This window comes from Streptomyces sp. PL-29 (genome assembly GCF_058344425.1).
Genome location: NZ_CP136996.1, coordinates 264,522 through 288,033 on the forward strand (window position 1 = coordinate 264,522; position 23,512 = coordinate 288,033).

Genomic DNA, 23,512 nt, shown 5'->3' on the forward strand with positions numbered 1-23,512 from the left:
GCCCGGCAGGCGATACCGGGGGCCTTTGTGCATGCTGGGTAGGACCGGGCCCGGAGTCGACCGACGAGCAGGACGCGGGCGGACCGGACGGCGAAAGCCGACTCAGGGCCGGAGCCGCCCACTCCGCCAGGCCGCGCCGGGCGCGCCACCAGCCCGCGCTCAGTTCCACGCCCCGACCCCGCGAGCCGCACGAGGACATCCCATGGGCAGAGCCATGCTCCGGCAGATCGTCGACTACTCCAACCGCGCCGACCCTTACCCGCTGTACGAGGAACTACGCAAGACACCGGTGTTCCACGACGAGGACGGGCCGTACCTCGTGAGCACCTACCACGAGATACACGGCCTGCTGCACGACCCACGCATCAGTTCCGACCCCCACAACCTGACCATGCCGTCGAGCGATCCGCTGACGCAGGACGAAGGGGACGAGGCGGCCCTGCCTCCGGTCTTCCTCAAGCTCGACCCCCCGGACCACGACCGGCTGCGGCGCATCACCAACCGTCCCTTCGGGCCCCCGCACTCCCCGCACAAGGTCCACGACATGCGCGGTGAGCTCGACGGCATCGTCGGCGGCCTCATCGACAGCATCGCCGCCTCCGGGAACCCAGACCGGATCGACCTGGTCGAAGACTTCTCCTACCCGTTCCCCGTGACGGTGATCTGCCGGCTGCTCGGCATACCGCACGAGGACGAGTCGCGCTTCCACGTCTGGGCCGACACCATCGCCGCCAGCCTCGACCCCGCACCCGGCGCGGACCCCGCCGAACGCCGCAGTGAGGCGTCCGCCGCCCAGCTGGAACTCGGCATGTACCTGGGCGGGCTGATCGAGGAGCGCCGCACACACCCGGGCGAGGACATGCTGTCCCAGCTGGCGGCCATCGACGAGGAACCGGACGGTTCCCTGAGCACGCTGGAGATCGTCAGTACCGCGGCGCTGCTGCTGATCGCCGGTCACGAGACCACGGTCAACCTGATCACGAACGGGATGCTGACCCTGCTGCGTCACCCGGACGTGCTGCAGCGGCTGCGCGAGGACCCCGCCCTGTCCGTCCCGATCGTGGAGGAGCTGCTGCGGTACGAACCGCCCGTGCACATGTTGCCGCGGCGCAGTACGCTCGCCGACATCGAGGTCGCGGGGGTCACCATTCCCAAAGGCGCCACGGTTTCCCTCGTCCTGGCGTCCGGCAACCGCGACCCGAAGCGATTCGAGAACCCCGACCGCTTCGACCCCGACCGCGAGGACATCCAGCACTTGGGTCTCGGCAGCGGCATCCACAGCTGCTTCGGCGCCCCGCTGGCCCGACTGGAGGCCCAGCTGGCGCTGAGCGAGCTGGCCCGGCGCCTGGACAACCCCCGGCTGCTGGAGGACCCGCCCCCATACCGCCGCAACGCGGTGCTGCGCGGCCCCCGACACCTGCCCATCGCCTGCGACGGTATCCGCACCCCCTGACATCACCCGTCCGGGTGCCCCGGCGGGCGCAGGCAGTGCCCGAGCCCCGTCCCGCCCGCCCGCCCGTCGTACCTCACGCGTCTCCGCAGCCGTGGCGGTGCAGCGCGTACAGGGCGGCAGCGGTGACCGCCCCCGCGGTCAGGAAACCGCCGCGCGAGCGCCAGGCGAGCACCGACCAGCGGGACCGCGCGGACAGTACCGAGCCCAGGCTGAGCCAGGACCCGGCCGAGAGCAGCGAGAGGGAGGATCCGGCGGACGCCGCGGAGAGGGCGGAGCCCACGGAGCCGACGGACAGCACCGAGCCGACCGATCCGATCGACAGGACCGAGCCGACGGACCCGATCGACAGGACCGAATCCCTGGACCAGAGGGAGAGGCCGGAGCTGCCACCCCGGCACCGCGACCGGGCGCCCGCCGACCAGTGCCCCGTGGCCGCTGTGATCTGCACGCTTTCGATGGTCATGGGGTTCGTCCTGTCACTCGCACGGCCGTCCGTGGCCGCTAATCATCGGAAGGAAGCAGGTCCCGCGCCCTGCGCTCCATCAGTACCGGCAGGTAGGTGCGCACCCGCGCGTACTTGAGCTCCTCGTACGCGGTCTGTACCGAGCTCTGCACCAGGCCTGCGTCGACCTGCGGGTGCGCCTTCATCAGCCGCTCGGCGACGGCGCGGATGGTGAGTGCGTCCTCTGAATCCGCGGTCACACGCCTCAGCCTCCCGATGGATCCCCTCACCTCATCTTCGCGGAGCGTCCTCCGGCCGGGAAGTCGATCACCGGCCGTCCTGTGCCCCGTCCGTGCGGTGGCGGGCCGCCTCGATATGGCCGAGGTAGCGGTGGGTCCACGCGCACAGGGAGTCGATCGTCACCCGCAGGGCCTGACCCGGTTCGGTGAGCACGTACTCCACCCGTGGCGGCACCACCGGGTACACCGTCCGCTCGATCAGACCGTTGCGCTCCAGCATGCGCAGGTTCTGGGTGAGCATCTTGTGGCTGATGCCCTCGACGTCGTCGCGCAGTTCGCTGAAGCGCAGGGTCCGCTCCCCCAGGGCCTCGATGATCAGGAGCGCCCACTTGTTGGCGACGTCCGAGAAGATCTGCCGCGCCAGGGAGTCCGCGCGCCGCAGGTCCGCTTCGTCCGGCGAGCCGCTGAACTGCTTGGTCACCATGAGGTTCCCCCGTCACTGAAAAGTGCGTTCTTCCACGTCAGCGTTCACTCTCCTACGGTTCCTGAGTAACCACAAGAGAGCCAAAAGAGAGGGACGGCATGGCCATCACCCTGATGAACCCCACCGGACTGCCGGAGATCGGCGCCTACCGGCAGGTGTCGGTCGCGACCGGGTCGAAGCTCGTCTTCGTCGCAGGGCAGGTGTCCTGGGACGAAGACGGGGCAACGGTCGGCGCGGGCGACCTCGCCGCACAGGTCGAGCAGTGCTACCTCAACGTCGGCATCGCCCTGGCCGCGGTCGGCGGTTCCTTCGCGGACGTGGCGAAGCTGACGGTCCACGTCGTCGACTGGACCCCCGACAAGATGCCCCGGCTGATGCAGGGGATCGCCCGGGCGGCCGCGAAGCTGGGGGTCACCCCGGTCCCGCCGGCCACGCTCCTGGGCGTGGCGGCCCTGGACGTGCCCGAGCACCTCGTGGAGGTCGAAGCCACCGCCGTCCTGGACTGACCGGGCCCGGTCGGCGGCCCCGGGGTGCGTCGGTCACCAGGTGGATCCGACGTGTCCCGGGCCGGCGGACCGAGGCGGAGACGGGACGGATGTACGCGCGGCGCCGCAGCCTCAGCCCCGCCGGGTGACGGGATCCGGTACGGCCGCCCTGCGGGCGTGCAGCACATGGGCGTCCAGCGGCAGGGAGCTGTGGCCGACGAGTTCGAGGCCGGCATCGGCCAGGAGGCGGGCGTAGTGGTCGGCGCGGCGTTCTCGCCCCCCGACGTTGCACAGCATGTGCAGGTCCCAGGCGGTAGCCAGGGAGGGCGAGCCGTCGGCGGGCAGGAGGCGCTCCACCACGAGCAGGTCGGCGTGGGTGGGCATCGCACGGGCGCAGTACCGCAGGATGGCCCTGCAGCGGTCGTCGTCCCAGTCGTGCAGCACGCGGGAGAGGACGTAGACGTCGCCGCCGGGCGGCACATCGGCGAAGTCGCCCACCTGGTAGTCGCAGCGCGCTCCGCAGCCTCCGGCGTCGAGCCGGCGGCGGGCGGCCTCGACGGCGTGCCGCCGTTCCAGCAGGACGCCGCGCAGGCGCGGGTGAGCGGAGAGGATCCGGCCGAGGAGCTCTCCGTTGCCGCCTGCGACGTCGACGACGGTCGCGGGCTCGGGGGACTGGGCGGCGGCTGTGATGACCGGGTGGGTGGGGAGCGGCTGGAACATCCGTGCGCTCGCCGCCATGGACTGATCGAAGAGCGAAGCGAGTTCGGGGTCGCGGGCGAAGTGGTCGAAGTGGTTCTCCCCGAAGATCTGGTCGAAGGCCGGCTGTCCGGTGCGCACCGCGTGGTCGAGGCCGCCGAAGGAGCGGTAGAACGGGCCGCCGTACATCAGGGCCAGTGGCCGCATCGAGCCGGGCGCGTCCGCCCGCAGCAGAGCGCCGAGTTCCGTGAGGCGGAATCCCTCCCGCTCCTCGGCGACGGCGCCGATCATGGCCAGGTGGCGCAGCAGCACGGCGAGGCTTCGGGGCTGCGCGCCCATCCGCCGGGCGAGGTCCTCGGGGCGGGACGCGGTACGGGTCTGCAGGGCGTCGGGCAGGCCCAGACGGGCGAAGGCGGCCAGTGCCTGGGTCGTCCACGCGCCGGTGAGCAGGTGGAGGAGCGTTTCGGCAGGCGGTCGGGCATCGGGGCGGGCACGGCCGAAGCGGTCCGGGCGGTCCAGATGGGCGAGCGTGTCCCGGTGGTCACCGCGGGCGTAGAGTTCCAGCCGCCCGTAGGCGCAGGACGCCTCGGTGGGGAGGGTGAAGTAGAGGACCGTACCGTCCTCGTGCGGGTTGTAGCCGCCGCCGTCGGGCCTCGCGCCGTGGCGGACGAGGATCGCGCACAGGCCCCGCAGCGCCACTGGTTCCGGGTGATCGATCTCGAAGGCGAGGTGCGCCTCGTGCCGGCGCGCGCGTTCGTGGGCGGCGATCCCTTCCAGGCCGGAATGCGGAGGCACGGTCAGGGCGAACACCTCGACCGCGCGCCGTTGCCCGGCGGAGCCGTACACCGGGGGGCGCAGGATCCGGACGTCGAGCTCCGCCGGGTCGCGCCCGTGGCGGCGGGCGAGCCGTTCACGGACCACCACGCTCGGGTGGGACGGGGTGTCGATGTCTAGTTCGCAGGCGGCGAGTTGGGCGCGCAGGCCTTCCACGTCAGGCGGAAAGACCAGCAGCCCCGCGTGGGCGAACCGACAGCGCCCGGCCAGCGCGCGGAGGTCCGGCCCGTCGAGTCCGGGCAGGAGGAGCGGGAGCAGGTCGGCGCTGTCGTGCTCGCGGACGAACCGGGCGGCCGCGCGCAGGTCTGCGACGTCGTCCGGAAGCAACGTTTTGTCGGGCAGGGTCGTCGTCATCGTGGGGGTGTCCTCGGGCCGGTACGGGGCTGAGCAGGGCAGGGCGAAGCAGGCGGAGGGCTGAGCGTCACGGGAGGCGGCGCGGGAGGCGGCGCGGAAGGGGAGACCGGGGAGGTGCGCCGCGGCGGGTCACACGCCGACGTAGTTCTCGGCGAACCAGTCCTGGTGGATGCGGGACGTGCGCAGCGAGTTGAGCCGGGAGCGCTGGAGACCCGCCTGGAAGTGCGGTCCGGCACCGGCGCCCGGGCTCCCTTCGGGTGGCGCGTGCAGGAGGCGGGTCATCCATCCGGTGAACTCCTGCGCCCGCCAGATGTGCGCCAGGCACCGGTCCGAGTACGCGTCGAGTCCCGCGGTGTCCCCCCGCAGGAGGGCGTCCGCGAGGGCTTCCGCCAAGATCTCGGCCTCCAGGACGGCGAGGTTGGCGCCCTTCGCGGCGGCCGGGGCGAGCAGGCTCGCCGCGTCGCCCGCCAGCAGCAGCGAACCGTGCCGCAGCGGTTCGACGACGTCGCAGGTCAGGTCGAAGACCCCGCGTTCCAGGAGTCGGCCCCGTTGCAGCGGGCCGTGGTCCGCCGCGCGCATGCGGAGGTCGAGCTCGTCCCAGAGGCGCTGCTCGGGCCAGGCGTCGGCGGGCGCGCCGCGCTGCCACTGGAGGTAGTAGCGGGTGACGTCCGCGGTGCGGGCCATGTGTCCGGCGAAGCCCCGGCCGTGGACCGCGTATCCGACGGCGTCGAGGCTCGGCGGCGTCTCGGCGAGCAGGCCGAGCCAGGTCACGCCGTGGTCGTGGTGGTGGTAGCGGGCGGTGCCCGGCCGCAGTGAGCGGCGGGCGGCCCCGTGCCGGCCGTCGCAGCCGGCGACGTACCGGGCGTTCCACCGGATGGAACGGCCGTCGGGCTCGCGGGTCGTGACGGACGGCCGGGCGCTGTCGGCGTCGTGCACGGCGAGCGCGTCGGTGTGGAAGCGGATGCGTCCACCGATGTCGAGGTAGTGGGTCAGCAGGTCCGTGACCAGGTTCTGCTGCGGGTAGACGTGGTGCCGACCGCCTTGGCCGAGAGTTCCGTAGTCGAGGCGGAACCGGCCGTCCTGCGTGCGGAACTCGCATGCGCCGTGGCGGCGGCCGTCGCGGTGCAGGCCGCCGGCGAGGCCGTGGCGGTCCAGGATCCGCACGGTGTTCGGGGCGAGGAACCCGGCGCGGGCCCGCGTCTGCACCCGGGCGCGGGAGGCGCGTTCAAGGATGAGGCAGTCGATCCCGGCGGCGTGCAGCAGGACTCCGAGTACGAGCCCGGCGGGGCCCGCTCCGAGGACCACCACGTCGGCCGATCTACAGGATGTGTGAGGGTCGTTACGTTCCGTCATAACGGGTGAAGCATAAGCACGCGTAGATCCACCGACCTACCCAAGCCATCCGAAGGCGGGAATAAAGTGACTATCGGTACGGCTGTCGCTCCCCGGCAAATCCGGGCCCCTAGGCCGGATTCCACGCCCTTCCGGTGGTACGCGCCGGGCGTACGGAAGCACGCGCGCTCTCGCGCACGCCCCACCGTGTGCCCGGCCGTTCGGCCTATCGCCCCGGCCCGGCACCCGACGGATTCCGAGCTCCGCTGAACCCGGCGCCGCGCCCGTACGTGATGTTCGCGTCGGCCGGCGATACGAGGGAGAACCACCCCATGCACAACGAGGAATCCGAGACCCCGGCGGGGCCCGCACTCACGGCCGCCACTGCCGCCCCGACAGCGAGCGCGGCGGGCGGTGACGTGCTGATCGCGAACCGCTACCGGCTGCTGTCCCGGCTCGGCGCAGGCGGCATGGGCACCGTCTGGCGGGCCCGCGACGAGACCCTGCACCGGGAGGTCGCCGTCAAGGAGGTGCGGGTTCCGGCCGGCCTGCCGGCCGGTGACATCGCACGGATGTACGGCCGGTTGGAGCGGGAGGCGTGGGCGGCCGCCCGGATAGGCGGCCGCAACGTGGTGACGGTTCACGACGTGGTCATGGAGGACGACCGGCCGTGGATCGTGATGGAACTGATCCGCGGGCCGTCGGTGGCGGATCTGCTGTGTGCCGGGGGACCGCTCGCCCCGCGGCACGCCGCACGCATCGGCGCGGAGGTGTTGGGCGCGCTGCGCGCCGCGCACGCCGTCGGGGTCGAGCACCGGGACGTCAAGCCGGCGAACGTGCTGCTCTCCGAGGACGGGCGGGTGGTACTCGGCGACTTCGGCATCGCGACGGTCGAGGGCAGCACCGCCCTGACCATGGCCGGCGAGGTCGTCGGATCCCCCGAATACCTGCCGCCGGAACGGGCACTGGGCCGTCCGTCGGGCCCGGAGTCCGACCTGTGGTCCCTCGGTGTGATGCTGTACGCGACCGTGGAGGGGATCTCCCCGTTCCGGCAGGACACCGTGCTGGGCACCCTGCGGGCCGTGGTGGAACAGGAGCCGCCGTCGCCGACGCGGGCCGGCCCGCTCACCCCGGTCATCGCCGGACTGCTCCGCAAGGAGCCGTCGGAGCGAACCCCCGCCGCCGAAGTCGCCGCAGCCCTGCGGGACATCGCGCAGGGGACGGATGCCGTCACGGCCTCCTCCCGCGTCGTCCCGGCCCCCGCGCAGACCGTCGAAGGGACGGCCTCGGCGACGGCCACCGCCGTCTCCCGCGCACCGGAGGAGGTGTCCGCCGGGCGGCAGGACGCGCCCGAGCCGCCCGCCGGGCCCCGTGCGGATTCCGGCCCGCCGCGCCGACGCCGGACGGCGGCCTTCGCCGCCGGCGCGGCCGCCTGCCTGCTGGTCGCCGGCGGTCTGGCCCACGTGCTCACCCGCGGCGACGGTGGCGGCGCCGGCACCGCCACCGCGGCGGGTGCCGGCGTACGGATGTCGGTGACGGGCACGAACACGACCTACAGCGGCAGTTGCCCGACTCCCGAGGGCCGGGCCCCGGCGTTCACCGCGACGTTCAGCGCGTCCGAGCCCACGCTGATCTCCTACCGCTGGGTGTCCGGCGACGGCTCGGTGGTGGACCCCCAGTGGCGCACCATGTCCGTCGGCGGCGAGGCCAACCCGACCGGACGCGACACCGTACGCCTGGCGGCCTACGCGAAGACGGGCACCCTGACCACGGGGATGGCGGTGGAACTCCAGAGCCCCGCCCGGGTCCTCTCCCGCCCGGTGCCGTTCTCGATCACCTGCACCGGCTGAATCCCCCGTCCGCCTCAGCGCCGCAGGTCGCGCAGGACCTCGCGGGCGGCCCGCGCGCCGGAGGCCATCGCGCCCTGGACGGAGCCGGTGGCCCGGTGGTCGCCGCACACGTACCGGCCCGGCGCCACCCGCGTGGTGCGGGTCAGCGCCTGGGGCGGTGCCATGGCGGGCAGCGCGTCCTCGACGGTGCGGACGGTGAGGAGGTCCCAGCCGTCGGTGTCCGTGCCGTACGCCTCCGCGAGCGCCGCCCGGAGCTCGCGCTCGCGGCCCTGGCCGTCCCTGCCGAGCACCGAAGTGGCGACGAGACTGCGGCCCCGCGGGGCGTAGGAGGGCACGACCTCGCTGAGGACGCAGGTGTTCAGGAAGCGGCGGCGGGTGTCCACGAGCAGCGTGGGTTCGCCGAGGGGCGACCGCTCGGCGACGTGGTAGTACGTCGTCACGATCCGGTAGTCGGGCAGGGCGACCTGGGGCAGCAGTGCCGGAACCGTCCCCGGGCCGGTGGCGACCACGACGGCGCGGGCGGGGACCTCCGCGCCCTCGGCGGTCAGGACGCCGTCCTCCGTCAGCCCGGCCGCCGGGGTCTCCAGCCGTACGGTGCCCTCCGGCAGGCCGGTCGCGAGGGCCCGCGGGACCGCCCCGATGCCCTCGGCCGGCAGGCACACGGTCCCGCGCAGCATGCTCCGCCACACCAGGTGGAACACCCGGGCGGAGGTCTCCAGTTCGTCCTCCAGGAAGACCCCCGCCAGGAAGGGGCGCAGGAACCTCTCGACGAATTCCTCGGAGAGCCCCGCGTCGGCCAGTGCGGTGCGGGTGGCGGTGTCCGGACGCCGTTTGATCCGGCCGGGGGGCAGCAGCATGTCGCGGGCGGACAGCAGGCCGAGGGCGGTCAGGTCGCGCGGTCCGGCCGTGCGGACCGCGCGCAGTCCGGGCAGCGCGCGCGGCCGGCGGGTCGGATCGCTGAAGCGGAGCCGACCGGCCGGGGTGTGGACGAGGAAGCCCGGTGTGAAGGGCCGCAGCCGGAGTCGCTTCAGGTCGAACCTGCGCCGCACCTGGGGGTAAGCGGTGTTGAACACCTGGAACCCGCGGTCGACGACGAAGCCACCGATCCGGTCGGAACGCATCCGGCCGCCGACCGCGTCGCCCGCCTCCACGACCCGTACGCTCACGCCGGCCGCGGCCAGATCCCGGGCGCACGCCAGCCCGGCGACTCCGGCCCCGACGACCAGTGCGTCCGTCGCCTCCAGGGCTGAAGACATACGACCACCTCTCTCACATGTCGCTCCGATACGGCCCGCGCCGCCCGTTCACTGTGTTCCGCTCATCGCCCGGACACGGATGCGACACCGCCCGGGGGCTCGGCCGCCGCCCGTCCGGCCCCCCGCGGCCCCCTCGTGCGCCCCTGCCGCGGCGCCCGCCGGCCACCGCATGCGATCCTTCGAGCATGACGACGAGACGACGGGGCCAGGCCGAACGGGACGCGATGACGGTCGAGATCGGATACGCGCTGCTGAGCGCCTGCTTCCTCGGCGCCGTCGTGTTTGCGGCGATCGCCGGGCCGGTCGCCGTGTGGGACCTGCCGGGCGGGTTCGAGGACTTCCTCGTACTGGCCGGCGCGTCGATGGGCGGAGTCCTCGGGGTGCTTCGGGTCGTCCACGTCCTCTGGCAGCACGGACGCAATCGCTAGGACCGTGCCGTCCGCAGGCTGCCGGGGCCGCGCTGCCGGGCGCCGCGCCCGGAGCCGCGTACGGGCTCCGGGCACGGCAGCAGGTGTGTCAGGCGCCGCCCACGGCCATGGGGGCGGTCATCTCGGCGAGGACCGTCCGGCGGTCCTCGCCGGCCCGGGGGCGCAGGGGTCGGGCCAGGCGAGCGCTGTCGTAGTGCCAGCGGTGGTCCAGATCGCGGGGGACGGATCCGATCTCGTCGAAGGCCGGCCGGGTGCCCGAAAGTTCCGCGAGATCCTGGGCGAGGTCACGCCAGGAGACGTGGCCGCTGCACGCGTTGGCGATCCCGTGCACGGGGCGGTCCAGGCATTCGGCCACCGCGCGGGCCAGGGCGGCCGCATGCACCCAGGCGGCGCCGTACCAGTCGTGTCCGCCGGTTCCGGGACGCGGGAGTTCGATCGGCAGACCCTGACGGGCCGCCTGGTACAGGGAGCCGATGGCGCCCCAGCGCAGCTGCTCGCGCAGCCGGTCGTGCGCGCCCCAGACGATCGGCGACCGCACCGCGCTCGCTCCCCCGCGTCCCGCGCTGCCCGCGGCACGCAGCACCATGGCCTCGCAGTCGAGCTTGGCCTTCCCGTACGGGCTGACCGGCTCGTGGGGCGGTGCCTCCTCGGCGACCCGGTCCGTGCCGGGGTGCCCGTAGGCGTCGACGCTGCTGACGAAGACGAACGGTCCGCGCCGCCAGGCGCCGACCATCGCCTCCATCGCCGCCAGGTCCACGTCGTGCCGGGTGAAGGTGCAGGCAGCGTGGACGACGGCGTCCGCCTGTGCGACGGCGTCGCGCAGTCCGGCCAGGTCGGTGAGGTCGCCCTCGACGACGTCGACGCCCTCGGTGGCGATCAGGTGGGCGGACTCGGGCCGGGCCAATGCCAGCACCGGACGCCCCTGGGCCACCAGTTCACGTACCACGAAGGCACCCACCCCGCCCGTCGCGCCGGTGACCAGCACCGTCCCGGGGCGGGCGTCCCGGGAGCGCGGGGCCGGCCGGCTCGCAGCCTTCGCCGCATTCTGCTGCGCGGCCCGTTCGTCGAGGAGCGCGGTCAGTGCCCGGGGCGTACGGGCCTGGAGCACGTCGAGGCCCGTGAGCGGCAGCCCGAGGTCCGTGCGCAGCCGTTCGGCGAGCTGCACCGCCTTGAGGGAGTGGCCGCCGAGCCCGAAGAAGTCGTCGTCCGGCGACGGCCGGACGCCGAGCACGCCGGTGAAGGTCTCCAGGACCGCTTCGGCCCGGGGGCCGGGCGGGAGGCTCGGCACCGGCGCCCCGGGCAACCGTGCGGGATCGAGCGCGCCGCCGGCCGTCCGCGGCAGCGCGTCGAGCAGCGTGACCGCCGCGGGTACCGTCTCGGGGGCGAGCGACCGGCGCAGCAGACCCAGGAGTTCGTGACCGGACGGGCCGGTGCTGTCGTGGAGGACGGCATAGGCCACGGACAGCCCGTGGGGGAGCCGGACCACCGCGGCATCGGCGACCTTCGGGTGGGCGCGCAGGGCCTGCGCCGCCGGATGGGGGTCGCCCTGCGGCGCCGAGCCGTCCCGGGCAGTGGCGCCGGCACCCGGGTCCGGATCTTCCTCCCCGCCGGCGGGCCGTGGCGTGCCGTGGTCCGGGCCGGCGGTCGCCGGCTTCCGCGGTGCGGCGGAACCGGCGTTCCGCCCGTCCGCGTCCGCGTCCACGACCCCGGCTCCGGGGGCGCGGCCGTGGCGGGCGGGGGGCAGCGAGCCGAGGGGCCGCTCCGGGTCCGCGGCCACCGCGTGCAGCAGGTCCGCGTAGTCCTGTACGGCCGCCTGCGCCGTGCCCTCGTCCAGGGTGTTCGCGTCGTACTGGACGAGCGCCTCGGGCCGGTCGGCGCTGCCCAGGGCGAGGCCGTACGACAGGGTGAACTTCGCGCCGTCGGAGGGGATGTCGACGTACTCGGCGGACGTACCCGGCAGCTGGAGCACGGTCGGCTCCCCGAGGACGTCGGAGGTGACGCGCACCAGCGCGGTCCCGTCGGCGCCGCGCGCCCCGGCGCCGAGGCGTTCCAGGACCAGGTCGAAGGGGATGTGCCGGTGGCGCTGGGCTTCGAGGAGCGCGTGGTTCACGCGTCGCAGCAGCTGGGCGAAGGACAGGTCGCCGGAGACCTCCACCCGCACGGGCAGGGTGTTGACGCACAGTCCGACCAGGCCGCGCATGGCGGTTCCGCTGCGGTGGGTGCCCGCCACGCCGATGACGAGGTCGTCGTCGCCGGTGAGCCGGTGCAGCGCGGCGAAGGCCGCGGTGAGGGACACCGCGAAGAGCGTGGCCCGCCGCTGCGCGCCCAGCGCCCGCAGGGACTCGGGCACGGTGGGCGCGAGGGGCAGGCTGCGCGCTGCTGCGGGGCGCCCGGCCGCGTCCGGCGTCGGCCCGGGAAGGCTCGGTGGGGCGGCGTCCGCCAACAGGTCGCCCCAGCGCCTCAGGTCCGCCTCCAGGCCGGGCAGGCCGTCGTGTTCGCGGCGCGCGTGGTCGGCGTACTGGGGCGCCGCCGTGAGCGTGTGGGTGTCGGTGCCGTCGGTGGCCGCCGCGTAGAGGACGGCGAGTTCGGCGGCGACGGTCTCCAGCGAGGCGCCGTCCATGGCGATGTGGTGGAACGTCAGCAGCAGGGTGTGGTCCTGCGGGCCGTGGCGCAGCACCAGCGCCCGTACGGCGTCGCCCGCCGCGAGGTCGAACGGCCGGGCCGCCTCGCGCCGCAGCAGCACCGCAGCCTGCGCCGGGTCGGTGTCGACCACGCGGACGGGGACCGTGTGCGGTGTCGGGAGCACCTCCTGCCGGGGCTCGCCCCCGTGCTCCGTGTAGCGGGTGCGCAGGATGGTGTGTCGGGCCACCAGCGAGGTGAGCGCGGTCGCGAACGCGGCGGCGTCGAACGGGCCGCGCACGCGGGTGGCGAACGGTACGTGGTAGGAGTCGCCCGCGCCGCCCAGCCGCTCCATCAGCCACATGCGGCGCTGGGCACGGGACAGGGGTGCGCCCTCGGCCTGCGGGGCCCGGCCGGGCCGGCCCGCGGCCGGGGCGCCGGCAACCCTGTCGGGGGCGGTGCCCCCGACGGTTCCGGCGTCGGCCGTCGTGCGCCGGGCCGTTCCGGCGCGGGCCCGGCGCAGCAGTTCCCGCTGGAGTTGCTGCCGGTCGCGGGCCGCGGGGTCGGCGTCAGTGGGCATCGCTGTGCTCCGGGGTGTCGGGGTGGAGGTCGCGGTGGGTGGCCAGGAGGGCGCGTTCGACCAGCGCGGCCTGTGCGGCGACGGTCGGTGCGGCGAAGAAGTCGGCGAGGGGGATCTCCACGCCGAGTTCCTCGCGCAGGTCCTCGGTGACGGCGAGGGCGAGCAGGGAGTGTCCGCCGAGCAGGAGGAACTCGTCCTCGGCGCGGGTGACCTCGATCCCCAGTGCCTGCCCCCACACCTCGGCGACGGCCTGTTCCAGCGGTGTCATCCGGGCCGCCGGCTCTCCGCCGGCAGCGCTGTCGGCGGTGCAGGGGGCGCGCCCGATGAGGGCGCGCCGGTCGATCTTGCCCGCTGGGGTGAGGGGAAGCCGCTCCAGCACGGCGACGGCGTCGGGCACCAGGTGGGCCGGCAGGACGGTGGTGAGGCGCTCCCGCAGGGCGGCTCCGGCGGGCACCGGGCCGGGCGCGGCGACGACGAAGGCGACGAGGCGCGCCTCGGGGGTGCCGCCGCCGTCGACGGTGACGGCGGCGTCGTCGACGTCCGGCTGCTCGCGCAGGGCGTGTTCGATCTCGGCGGGTTCGATGCGGAAGCCGCGGACCTTCACCTGGTCGTCGTTGCGGCCGTGGAACTGCAGGACACCGTCGGGGCGTCGGGAGGCGATGTCTCCCGTGCGGTAGAGCCGGCCGCCGCCGTCGGGGTGCTCGACGAAGCGTTCGGCGGTGAGTTCGGGCAGGCCGGTGTAGCCGTGCGCGAGCCTGCTCCCGCCGATCCACAGTTCGCCCCGCTCCCCGTCGGCCACCGGGTGTCCGGCGGGGTCCAGGACGTGGGCCGTGGCCCCGTGGACGGGCCTGCCGATCGGTATCTGCGCGTCGCAGTCCTGCGCGGTGACCCGGTGGGCGGTCGCGAAGGTGGTCGTCTCGGTCGGCCCGTAGCCGTTGACGAGCTCCAGCCAGGGGAAGGCGGTGAGCACGTCGCGGGCCTGTGCGGCGGCCATTGCCTCGCCGCCCACGACGACCGACCGGAGCTGGGTGAAGACGCGGGAGCGGCGCGCGGCGAGTTGGTGGAAGAGGGCCGTGGTGAAGAAGGCCACCGTCACGCCGTGGCGTTCGACCTGCCGGGCGAGGTCCTCCAGGGAGGGCCTCTGCTCGGTGCAGACGACGACCGCGGCGCCGTTGGCGAGCGCGACCCAGACTTCGAACGTCGAGGCGTCGAAGGTCATGGGCGAGTGGAACAGGACGCGGTCGCGGCCGGTGAGGGTGACGTAGTCGGGCTCGGTGACCAGCTCGGCGATGGCCCGGTGGGGCACGAGGACGCCCTTGGGGCGGCCGGTCGAGCCGGAGGTGAACATGATGAACGCCGCGCCGTCCGGGTCGCAGCCGTCGGCCGCCCGGCTGCCCGTCAGCGGCTCCTCGGGCAGGGCGAGGACAGGGCCGGGGAAGGGGGCCGCGTCCAGCAGCTTCGCGTCGCCGACGGTGAGCGTCACCTCCGCGTCGGCGATCACCGCCTCCGTGCGCGGCCGGGGCTGCGCCGGGTCGAGGGGTACGCACGCGGCTCCGGCGAGCCAGAGGCCGAGCTGGGCGACGACCGTGCGGTACGAACGCGTCGTCAGCAGAGCCACTCGGTCGCCGCGGGTCACTCCGTGTCCGCGCAGGCGTGCGGCCAGGGCGTGCCCGGCCTGGAGGAGGCGGCCGTAGGTGAGGGTGGTGTCGCCGTCCACGACGGCGAGTGCGTCGGGGGTGAGCTCGGCGTGCCGCGCGACCAGGGCCGGCAGCGTGGTCGCGGACTGCGCGGCGGTCGGGGTCATGGCGGGCTTCGTCATGTCAGTTTCCTTCCGGGTGCGGGGTCCGGCGGCGGTCGATGAGGGCGGCGACGGCGCGCAGGTCGGTGCTGCGCAGCAGTTCGGGGGCGCGCAGGCGCACTCCGGTCTCGCGTTCGACGGCGGCCAGCAGTCGGGCGGCGATGACGGAGGTGCCGCCGGCATCGGTGAAGTTGTCGCCGAGGCCGAGGCCGGCTCCGGGCCGGCCGAGGAGCTCACGGGCGGTGGTCAGCACGAGCAGCTCGGTCGCGGTGCCGGTGGCCTCGGCCGGGTCGTGCGCGGTCCCGGCAGCGGGCGCCGCGTCGGCCGGGACCCCGGTGGCCAGCTCGGCCAGGGCCGCCAGGGCGGGGCGGTCCACCTTGCCGTTGGCGTCGAGCGGAAAGCCGTCGACGATCCGGACGGCCGCGGGGACGGCCTGCTCGGGGAGCCAGGAACGGACCGCGTCGAGGAGCTCGCCGGGCGCCGGGCCGGTGCCGTCGGCGGGCCGTACATGGGCGACGAGACGGCCGTGGCCGGAGCTGTCGCGCAGCACCGTGACGACGGCGGTGCGCACGCGGGGGTCCTGCTCGAAAGCGGCTTCCACCTCGGCCGGTTCGATCCGCACTCCGCTGATCTTCACCTGGTCGTCGAGGCGGCCGAGGAAGTCCAGGCTGCCGTCGGCGTTCATCCGTACGCGGTCGCCCGTGCGGTAGACGCGGTCGACCTCGGACAGCGCCGGATCGCTCGGGGGCGCGGTGAACCGGGCCGCGGTGAGTTCCGGATCGAGGTAGCCGAGCGCCAGGCAGTGGCCGCCGACCCGCAGTTCGCCTTCCTGGCCACGGGCGACGGGGCGGCCTTCGGCATCCGTGACGACGAGGGTGACGCCGGGCAGTGCGGTGCCGATCGGGGGCGGGGTCCGGTCGCCGGCCTGCGGGTCGGTGCCGCGCATGGTGTGGGCGGTGGTGAGGACGGTGGCCTCCGCCGGGCCGTAGGCATTGTGGACGGTGGCGGTGACGTCGCTGCCGGGGCGGCGGCGCATGCGGTCTCCGCCGACGACGAGGTGACGCAGCTTCAGGCCTTGCGGCCACGGCCGGTCCAGCAGCGGTTCGACGGTGGGGGTGGCCGCCACGGTGTGGGTGAGGGCGGTGTCGCGCCACCAGTCGGTGAGGACGTTCGAGTCCCAGCGGGTGTCGTCCGGGGCGGGGACGAGGGCGGCTCCCGCGGTCAGGGCGGCCCACAGTTCCATCAGGTGCGGGTCGAAGGCGACACCGATGAGCAGGGACTGGCGGTCGCCCGGTGCGAGGCCGGTCTCGGCCCGGTACCAGTCCAGGGCGACGGAGAGCGAGGACTCGGCCACGGCCACTGCCTTGGGGCGGCCGGTGGAACCGGAGGTGAGTACGGCGTACAGGGCGCCGTCGGGGGCGCGCCGGGTGCCGCCCGTGGGGCCGGCGAAGGCCGCCACCGGGGTGGCGGGGGCGTTGACCCCGTCGACGGGCAGCGGCAGCGGGGTGTGCTCCCCGCCGCGGTGCTCCGGGGGCAGGGCACCGGGGTCGCCGACGAGGCACGCGACGTCGAGGTCCTCGGTGACGGCCCGGATACGGCGTTCGCCGGGGCGGGGACCGAGCGGCAGGTAGACCGCACCGATCCGGGCCAGGGCCACGGCGGTCACCACCAGGGCGGCGGAGCGGTCGAGGCAGACGCCGACGAGGTCGCCGGGCCGGACGCGGTCGCCCAGGGCTGCCGCGACCCGCGTGGCAGCGACGTCGAGGTCCTGATACGTCCAGGTCCGGGTGGAGTCGATCACTGCCGGGGCCTGCGGGGCGCGCCGGGCCCACTCCTCGAAGCGGGCGAGGACGCTGCTCGGTGCGGCGGCGGGCCCCTGGGCGATGCTCGGCCCGGTGCCCGGGAAGGCGTCGAGGCCGGTGTCGTGGGGGGTGGTGGGAAGGGCTGTTGCGGTCGGGGACTGGATCATCACGACTCCGTGGAAAGTGCGGTGGTGGCGAGGGCGGCGGCCTGGTCGGCGAGCACGGGATTACGGAAGAGCACCTTCAGCGGCGGGCGGGTGCCCAGCCTGGGCTCCAACCAGGCGGCCAGCTCGGCGGCCAGCAGGGAGTGGCCCCCGCTGTGGAAGAAGTGGGAGCCGGTGTCGAACCGGCTGTGGCCGAGCACCTTGCGCCAGCCTTCGATGAGCAGGGCCGTCATCGGATCCCCCGAGGCGGCGGGCGTCGGCTCGGGCCCGGTGCCGGCCGGGGCGTCGGACTCGCTGCCGGACCCGCTACCGGTGTCGGAATCGGGTGCCACGGTCCCGCCGGGTTCGAGCGCGGCGGCGCGGCGGGACAGGGCCGCACGGTCGGGCTTGCCTCCGGCGAGGGTGGGCATGCTCTCCAGCCGCGCCCAGCGGGCCGGGACCAGCGGGCCGGGAAGGCGGCGGCTCAGCTCGGTGTGCAGGGCCTTCTCGTCGAAGGCGGCACCGTCGGCTCCGCCAGCCCCACCGGCCCCGGCTCCGTCGGCGAGGAAGCCGACCAGCCGGGGGCCGCCGGGGGTCTCCCGGTCCAGCACGACGGCGCAGGAGCGGCCGCCGAGCACCGCGGAGGCCGCCGCCTCGATCTCCTCCAGTTCGATCCGGTGACCGCGCAGCTTGATCTGGTTGTCGCGCCGCCCGAGGAAGTACAGCAGACCGTCCAGACCGCGGTAGCCCAGGTCACCGGTGAGGTAGACGCGCTGCCCGTCGAGTGCGTCGACGGTGACGAACCGGGCGGCGGTGGCCTCCGCGTTGCCCGCGTAGCCCTCGGCGAGGCCCGGCCCGGCGACGGCGAGTTCGCCGACCGCGCCGGACGGCAGAGGGCGGTGGTGGGCGTCGAGGACGTGGATCCGCTCGCCCGGGAGCTCGGTGCCCAGGGGGATCTCGACCCCCTCGGCGAGGGCGTCGCGGGAGATCTCGTGGACGGTCGAGCTGATGGCCGCCTCCGTGACGCCGTACACGTTGAGCACGGTGGCGTCGGTGTCGGCGAGGATCCCGCGCAGCGCCTGCGCCGGGAGGCGTTCGCCACCGAGGACCAGGAGCCCGGGGGTCCAGCTCCCGTCGCGCAGGACCGGGCGCAGGTCCTCCCGGGTGGCGAGGAAGTAGCTGGTGGGCAGGTTCGCGACGGTCACCCGGGCCGACGCGAGGAGTCCGGCGAGTTCCGTACCGGTGGGCACCTCCTGCTCGGGCAGCACCAGGCACGCCCCGGCGTACAGGGTGGGCAGGACCTCCTCCAAGGACACGTCGAAGGACGGCTGGGCGAACATCAGGACCCGGTCCGAAGTGGTGAGGCCGAACCGGTCGGCGGTGGCGGTCAGATGGTGGACCAGCGCCGCGTGGCCGACGGCGACGGGCTTGGGCGTCCCGGTGGAGCCGGAGGTGTGGATGACGTATGCGGTGCCGGGCAGTTCGGCGGTCCCGTGTGCGGGTGGCAGTACGGGGGCGTCGATCCGGGCGGTCGGCAGTCCTTCCGGCAGGTCCGGGGCGTCGTCACCGGTGAGGACGATCGCGGGGTCGAGCCGCTCCAGCAGCAGGCCGAGCCGGGCCGACGGGTCGGACGGGGACAGCGGGCAGTAGACGGCGCCGGTCCGCAGGCAGGCGAGCAGGGCGACGACCGCGTCGGTCCCCCTGGGCAGGACGGCGGCCACCGGCCGGCCGGGGGTCACACCGGCGTCCTTCAGCCGCTCGGCGAGCGAGCCGACACGTGCGTCGAGTTCGCCGTAGGTGATGCGGCGGGCACCGCACAGCAGGGCGGGCAGGGACGGGTGGTGTGCGGCCGCGGGGTCCAGCGGATCGCGGTCGGCCGGGACGGTCGGGGCCTCGGCGGCCGGCTCGGCAACGGTCGGGGCCAGGTCGGCCAGGGGCGTCGTGGGACGGTCGAGATAGGCGCGCAGCAGGTCGAGGAAGCGGCCGGAGACCAGACGGGCGACGTCCTCGCCGAACAGGTCCGCGTCGTAGTCCCACACCAGCGTCATGCCGGGCGCGCCGTGGCGGGTGGTGACACCGCGCCGGTCGTCCGGGAGCAGGACCACGTCGAGGTCGAAGCGGGTGGTGCCGGTGTTGAAGCCCTCGAAGAGGGTGATGTCGAGGCCGGGTACGTCGATCTCGGGAAGGGGTGCGTCGTGGGCGCTGAACATGACGGAGAAGAGCGGGTTGTCGGCGCCGGAGGTGTGCATGCCGAGGGCCCGGGTCAGTTCCTGGACGGGAACGTCCTGGTGCGGCAGGGCCCGGATGAGCGTGTCGGTGACCTCGTCCATGACGTCCTGGGCGGGGGCGGTGCCGTCCAGGACGATCGCCAGCGGGATGGTGTTGACGAACATGCCCACGGCGTCCTCGTATCCGAGGGGACGGTTGCCGACGGCGGTGCCGATGACCATCCGGGAGCGACCGCTGTGCCGCCGCAGGAGCTCGGCGAACAGTCCGAGGAGCGTGGCGAAGGGGGTCAGTCCCCGGGAACGGGCGTGCTCGCGCAGGCGTTCGGCGAGATCGGCACCGATCGTCTGGCGCAGCTGTCCGCCGTGGTGCCGCCGGCGGGCGCCGGGGCGGGTCAGGCCCGGCAGCGGCATGTCGTGCTGCTGGTCGAGCAGTTCGGTCCGCCAGAAGTCCAGCGATGCGCCGGCGTACCCGGCTTCGGCACGCTCCCGGACGTGGTCCTCGTACGACGAGGCGGGCGGAAGCTCCAGGGGCTCGCCGAGCACATGGGCGCGGTAGACCCGGAAGACGTCGTCGAGCAGGATCGCGAAGGAGTGCCCGTCGTGGATCAGGTGGTGCTCGACGTGGACCAGCCGGTGGTGGTGCTCGGACAGCCGTACGAGGGTCCAGCGGATCAGCGGTGCCTCGAAGGTGTCCAGCGGGGTCTCGGCCTCGGCGCGCAGGAGGCGGGCGAAGGCCGCCTCGGGGTCCTCCTCCGTGCTGAGGTCGCTGGTGCGCAGCCTCGGCGCACACTGCGGCGCGACGCGCTGTGCCGGTACGGAGCCTGCGGAGGCGACGAGTTCCAGGCGCAGGCCGGGGTGGCGCGCCAACGTGGCGGCGAGCCCCTTGTGCAGCGCCGCGGGGTCGAGCGTGCCCCACAGGTCGAGTGAGGCGGTGAAGTTGTAGGCGCGACTGCCGGGCTGCATCTGCTCGTGCAGCCAGACGATCTCCTGCGAGGAGGAGAGGGGAAGCATGGGCGATCCCTGAGGTTGTGGGTCGGTCTTCGCGCCGGTCACGGTCGTGTCCGGTGGTCGTGCGGGCGGCATCGCGGGTCGCACGATGCCGTTGTCTGCGTGGGGGGGGGATTGCCGTGGGGGCTCGGGGTGCGGGCGGCGGCGGGCGTATCGGGGGCCGCGGTCCGGGGGGCCGCGCCGGTACGGCGCGGCTGGGCGCGGTGGGGTGGAGTGGGGGCGGGCGCGGGGCGGTCGGGTACCGGGGGCGCGCGGGGCGCCAGCGGGGCGGCGGTCGGCCCGGATGGCGGGGCGGCCGAACGTCCGGGCGGCGGCGGGGGCGCCCGGGCAGCAGGATCACTGCACGGTGTGGTCCGAGGGGCGCAGCGCGTGCGTCAGCGCGTCGAACGCCCGGTGCGCGCCCTCGTCGTCGATCACCGCCCGGTCCCACACCATCCGCAGGCGGATCTCCTCTCCCTGGGTGACCGAGACGGCGAAGGGCCCGCGGACCGGCCTGCCGTCGACGTGGACTTCCCGCCCCTCGACGCCGTCGAGCACGAGCGGCGGGCGGCGTGTGTCGTCGTCCACCGTGAGCAGGCCGTCGAGGCTTCCGGTCCAGGCCGAACCGGCGGCCCGGACGGCAGTCACGACCGCGTCGAACGGGACGTCGGCCCGGTCGAGGTCGTCCCACCAGGCATCGGCGGTCGCCTCCGGACCGGGGCCGGGACCGGTAGCCGTGTCGGTGCCGGTGTCGACCGGGAAGGCGAGGGTGTTGAGGAAGCAGCCGACGACGGGCTCCGCTCCCGTGGGGCGGCCGCCCCACGGGTAGCCCAGCGGGACGATGCGGCCGGTGCCGTACAGCTCGCGGGCGGCCGCGCGGCAGGCGTCGAGCAGCCCGGGGAAGGACACCCCGCCGTCGTGCGCGGGCAGCCGGGCCTGCGCGGCGCCGCTGGGCTTCGCGCCCTCGGCGACCCGGTCCGGCCGGGGTGCCGGGGCGTGGGTGCGCAGCGCGCGGAGCCGGTCGGCCCAGTAGGCGGCCGCTTGGGGCGTCTCCGCCTTCTCCTCGGCCGCGAGTTGGCCGAGGACCGCGTCGCGGTAGGCGGTGAGTTCGGCTTCCGTCTCCCGCGGTGCGGTGCGGTGCCCGGTGGCCTCCTCGGTGTAGGCGGCGCCGAGTTCGCCGACGATGCGCGCCAGCGAGCGTCCGTCGCAGACGGCGTGGTCCAGGACGACGGCGACGATGTCCTCCTCGCGCTCCTCGTCAGGTACGAGGAAGAGGCGCAGGGAGGGCCCTCGGACGTCCCAGGAGCCGAGCGCGCGGCGGAGCACGGCGGCGGGCGACTCCCCCGCTACGAGACGCCCCGGCCGGGTCAGACGGATGTCCGGGTCGGCGGCGACGCTCAGGACGGGGGTGCCGCGGACCACGGAGGGCCGGGAGCGCAGGGCGGTGTGCCGGGCGGCGAGCCTGCGCGCGGCGGCCCTCAGGCGTTCGGGATCGACGATGCCCGACGGGAAGGCGAAGAACATCGGTACCAGGTCGGGTCGTCCCGCCGGGTCCAGCGAACGCACCAGCACGAAGCGGCGCTGTGCCCCGGTGACCGGGAGCAAGGTGTCGGACCGGTCGCCGGCGAGACGCCGGTAACGGGCCAGGTACTGGCTGGTGATGCTGGGCACGTGGTCCTCTTCGTCGTGGCCGCGCTCGCGTGGCACGGTGCGGCGGCTGGGCGGCGCTCCCCCTGCGCCGTGGATCGGTGGTCAGCCGGCGGGTGTCACGGCCGGGCGTTCGTCGTCTCCGGCGGAGACGGTGCCGCAAGGTGCCCCGTGGGCGGTGCCGTCGGCGGCGTCGGCGTCCGGCGGGGCGGGCAGGTCCCGCATCCGTCGCAGCGGGGAGAGGAGCAGCGGCACGGGTACGGCGAGGATGCCGACGGCGCAGCAGGCGAGCGCGGTGCGCGAGCCGTAGGACTGGGCGAGGGCTCCGCCGAGGAGCGCACCGAGCGGGAGGGTGCCCCACATGAGGAAGCGCAGGGTGGCGTTCATCCGGCCGAGCAGGCGGGGCGGGCACATGCCCTGGCGGAAGCTGACCTGGGCGACGTTGTAGACGACGGCGCCGAAGGAGACGACCGCCGATCCGGCGGCGAACAGGGCCGCCCCGGCCGTGCCGTGCCCGGACAGGGGCCACAGCAGTGCGAACGGGCCGGTCGCGAGGAGGGACAGCAGGATGACGCGGGCCTGCCCCAGCCGGTCGGCGATGCGTCCGGCGCACAGGGCGCCCAGGAGGCCGCCCACGGCCGACGCGGACAGCACCAGGCCGAGTCCGCCGGCCTCCAGGCCGACGACGCGGACCAGGTGCACGGTCTGCGTCGCCATGAGGACGGCCGTGCAGAAGTTGGCGAGGCCGGTGGTGAAGGCGATGACCCGGAGCAGTGGGTGGCCGAATATGAAGCGGACGCCCTCGCCGATCTCCTTGCGCAGGGAGCCCCCGGCGGTGCGTCGGGGCGCCTCTTCGGTCGTGTGGACACGGGCGAGGAACAGTGCGGAGAGCAGGTAGCCGACGGCGTCGACGATGACGGCGAACTGCGCGCCGACGAGCTGGACGAGTCCGCCACCGATGCCGGGTCCGGTGACGTGGGCGGTGGAACGGACCGTCTCCAGTGCGCCGTTGCCGGCCACGAGTTGGTCACGGGGCAGGATCTGCGGCAGGTAGCTCTGATGGGCGACGTCGAAGAACACGGTCGCCACTCCGGTCACGAGCGCGACCGCGTACAGCTGGGCCATGGTCAGGACGCCGCCGAACGCGGCGGCGGGGATGCTCGCCATGGCCACCGCGCGCACCAGGTCCGCGCGGATCATCAGGGGGCGTTTGCGCATGCGGTCGGTGAGTGCACCGGCGGGGAGCCCGACGAGTAGGAAGGCGGCGGTCTCGGCGGCGGTCAGGAGGCCGACCTGGAAGGCGGGGGCATCGAGTACGAGGACGGCCACGAGGGGCAGCGCCACCAGCGTCACCTGGGCGCCGAACTGCCCCGTGGCGGCTCCCGCGAGCAGCAGGCGGAAGTCGCGCTGGCGCATGGGGCCACCGGTGGCGGCTCCGGATGTGTCGGACATGTGAACGACATTCACGGATCCATCGGTCAAGAGTCAAAGCAAACCTGTCACTTTCGGACTTGTTTTGCGGCCTCCCGGGCGTGCATCTGGAAATTTTTCGCACAACCCGGGGTAAGACGACGTGAATTCCTGTCGCTTGCGCACATGGCCTGGGGCGGGTGGGGCAAGGGGGGCAAGGGGGCCTGGTGAGGCGACAGGCGGCCACCCCTACCCTGAGTAACACCCCACACCCTGACCGAAAACCCTCCTCCGCAGCTGCACCACCGCGGAGGAGATCATTCCGTCCGTTATGAACACCGTTGGGGACAGCGGCAGTTGTCACCACGGGCCGTCTCGCCGCACACGGGACGCCGCGCCGGAGGAGGTGGGGCCGATCGAACCCGCACCAGCGGGCGGTCCTGTG

At 74.3% G+C, this 23,512-nt stretch carries 16 protein-coding genes; 4 read left to right on the forward strand and 12 right to left on the reverse strand.

Annotation, left to right across the window (positions count from 1 at the left end; translation table 11 throughout):
• Positions 1–202 precede the first annotated feature (202 nt).
• On the forward strand, positions 203–1,453 hold the full coding sequence (locus R4Z63_RS01265; protein WP_384448880.1) for a cytochrome P450: 1,251 nt from the start codon (positions 203–205) through the stop codon (positions 1,451–1,453).
• Between the two features lie 73 nt (positions 1,454–1,526).
• Here R4Z63_RS01265 and R4Z63_RS01270 read toward each other — a convergent pair whose 3' ends face one another.
• The 3 genes from R4Z63_RS01270 to R4Z63_RS01280 all read right to left on the reverse strand — a co-directional run bounded on the left by R4Z63_RS01270 (position 1,527) and on the right by R4Z63_RS01280 (position 2,618).
• Entirely contained in the window at positions 1,527–1,916 is a 390-nt protein-coding gene (locus R4Z63_RS01270) for a hypothetical protein (protein ID WP_384448877.1), read from the reverse strand.
• A 38-nt stretch (positions 1,917–1,954) separates the two neighbouring features.
• Positions 1,955–2,155, reverse strand: coding sequence for a three-helix bundle dimerization domain-containing protein (locus R4Z63_RS01275; protein WP_384448874.1), 201 nt, complete (start codon positions 2,153–2,155; stop codon positions 1,955–1,957).
• A gap of 67 nt (positions 2,156–2,222) precedes the next feature.
• Positions 2,223–2,618, reverse strand: a complete 396-nt coding sequence (locus R4Z63_RS01280; protein ID WP_384448871.1) for a winged helix-turn-helix transcriptional regulator — start codon at positions 2,616–2,618, stop codon at positions 2,223–2,225.
• A 98-nt stretch (positions 2,619–2,716) separates the two neighbouring features.
• Here R4Z63_RS01280 and R4Z63_RS01285 point away from each other — a divergent pair, with 98 nt between their 5' ends.
• On the forward strand, positions 2,717–3,124 hold the full coding sequence (locus tag R4Z63_RS01285) for a RidA family protein (RefSeq protein WP_037922319.1): 408 nt from the start codon (positions 2,717–2,719) through the stop codon (positions 3,122–3,124).
• A 111-nt stretch (positions 3,125–3,235) separates the two neighbouring features.
• On the opposite strand, the gene R4Z63_RS01290 is transcribed toward R4Z63_RS01285, so the two are convergent.
• Positions 3,236–4,987 (reverse strand): methyltransferase, encoded by a 1,752-nt coding sequence (locus R4Z63_RS01290; RefSeq protein ID WP_384448868.1) that lies wholly within the window; start codon positions 4,985–4,987, stop codon positions 3,236–3,238.
• A 129-nt stretch (positions 4,988–5,116) separates the two neighbouring features.
• A complete protein-coding gene (locus R4Z63_RS01295) occupies positions 5,117–6,295 on the reverse strand; it encodes a 4-hydroxybenzoate 3-monooxygenase (RefSeq protein ID WP_384448865.1) in 1,179 nt (392 codons plus the stop codon).
• 356 nt (positions 6,296–6,651) lie between these two features.
• On the opposite strand from R4Z63_RS01295, the gene R4Z63_RS01300 reads away from it, so the two are divergent.
• Entirely contained in the window at positions 6,652–8,169 is a 1,518-nt protein-coding gene (locus R4Z63_RS01300) for a serine/threonine-protein kinase (RefSeq protein WP_384448862.1), read from the forward strand.
• A gap of 14 nt (positions 8,170–8,183) precedes the next feature.
• Here the strand turns inward: R4Z63_RS01300 and R4Z63_RS01305 are convergent, their stop codons facing one another.
• A complete protein-coding gene (locus tag R4Z63_RS01305) occupies positions 8,184–9,425 on the reverse strand; it encodes an NAD(P)/FAD-dependent oxidoreductase (protein ID WP_384448859.1) in 1,242 nt (413 codons plus the stop codon).
• A 185-nt stretch (positions 9,426–9,610) separates the two neighbouring features.
• On the opposite strand from R4Z63_RS01305, the gene R4Z63_RS01310 reads away from it, so the two are divergent.
• Positions 9,611–9,853, forward strand: a complete 243-nt coding sequence (locus R4Z63_RS01310; RefSeq protein ID WP_384448856.1) for a DUF6332 family protein — start codon at positions 9,611–9,613, stop codon at positions 9,851–9,853.
• An 88-nt stretch (positions 9,854–9,941) separates the two neighbouring features.
• Here the strand turns inward: R4Z63_RS01310 and R4Z63_RS01315 are convergent, their stop codons facing one another.
• The 6 genes from R4Z63_RS01315 to R4Z63_RS01340 form a co-directional block, all read right to left on the reverse strand.
• On the reverse strand, positions 9,942–13,052 hold the full coding sequence (locus tag R4Z63_RS01315) for a condensation domain-containing protein (protein WP_384448853.1): 3,111 nt from the start codon (positions 13,050–13,052) through the stop codon (positions 9,942–9,944).
• A complete protein-coding gene (locus tag R4Z63_RS01320) occupies positions 13,042–14,871 on the reverse strand; it encodes an amino acid adenylation domain-containing protein (protein ID WP_384448850.1) in 1,830 nt (609 codons plus the stop codon). The genes R4Z63_RS01315 and R4Z63_RS01320 overlap by 11 nt, the downstream gene beginning before the upstream one ends.
• A 1-nt stretch (position 14,872) precedes the next feature.
• On the reverse strand, positions 14,873–16,819 hold the full coding sequence (locus R4Z63_RS01325; protein ID WP_384448847.1) for a non-ribosomal peptide synthetase: 1,947 nt from the start codon (positions 16,817–16,819) through the stop codon (positions 14,873–14,875).
• Positions 16,819–20,034: a non-ribosomal peptide synthetase gene (locus tag R4Z63_RS01330; protein ID WP_384448844.1), complete on the reverse strand. Its 3,216-nt coding sequence runs from the start codon at positions 20,032–20,034 to the stop codon at positions 16,819–16,821. Before R4Z63_RS01330 ends, R4Z63_RS01325 begins: the two co-directional genes overlap by 1 nt.
• A 333-nt stretch (positions 20,035–20,367) precedes the next feature.
• Positions 20,368–21,681, reverse strand: a complete 1,314-nt coding sequence (locus tag R4Z63_RS01335; RefSeq protein WP_384448841.1) for a condensation domain-containing protein — start codon at positions 21,679–21,681, stop codon at positions 20,368–20,370.
• An 81-nt stretch (positions 21,682–21,762) separates the two neighbouring features.
• On the reverse strand, positions 21,763–23,109 hold the full coding sequence (locus R4Z63_RS01340; RefSeq protein ID WP_384448838.1) for an MFS transporter: 1,347 nt from the start codon (positions 23,107–23,109) through the stop codon (positions 21,763–21,765).
• Positions 23,110–23,512 lie beyond the last annotated feature (403 nt).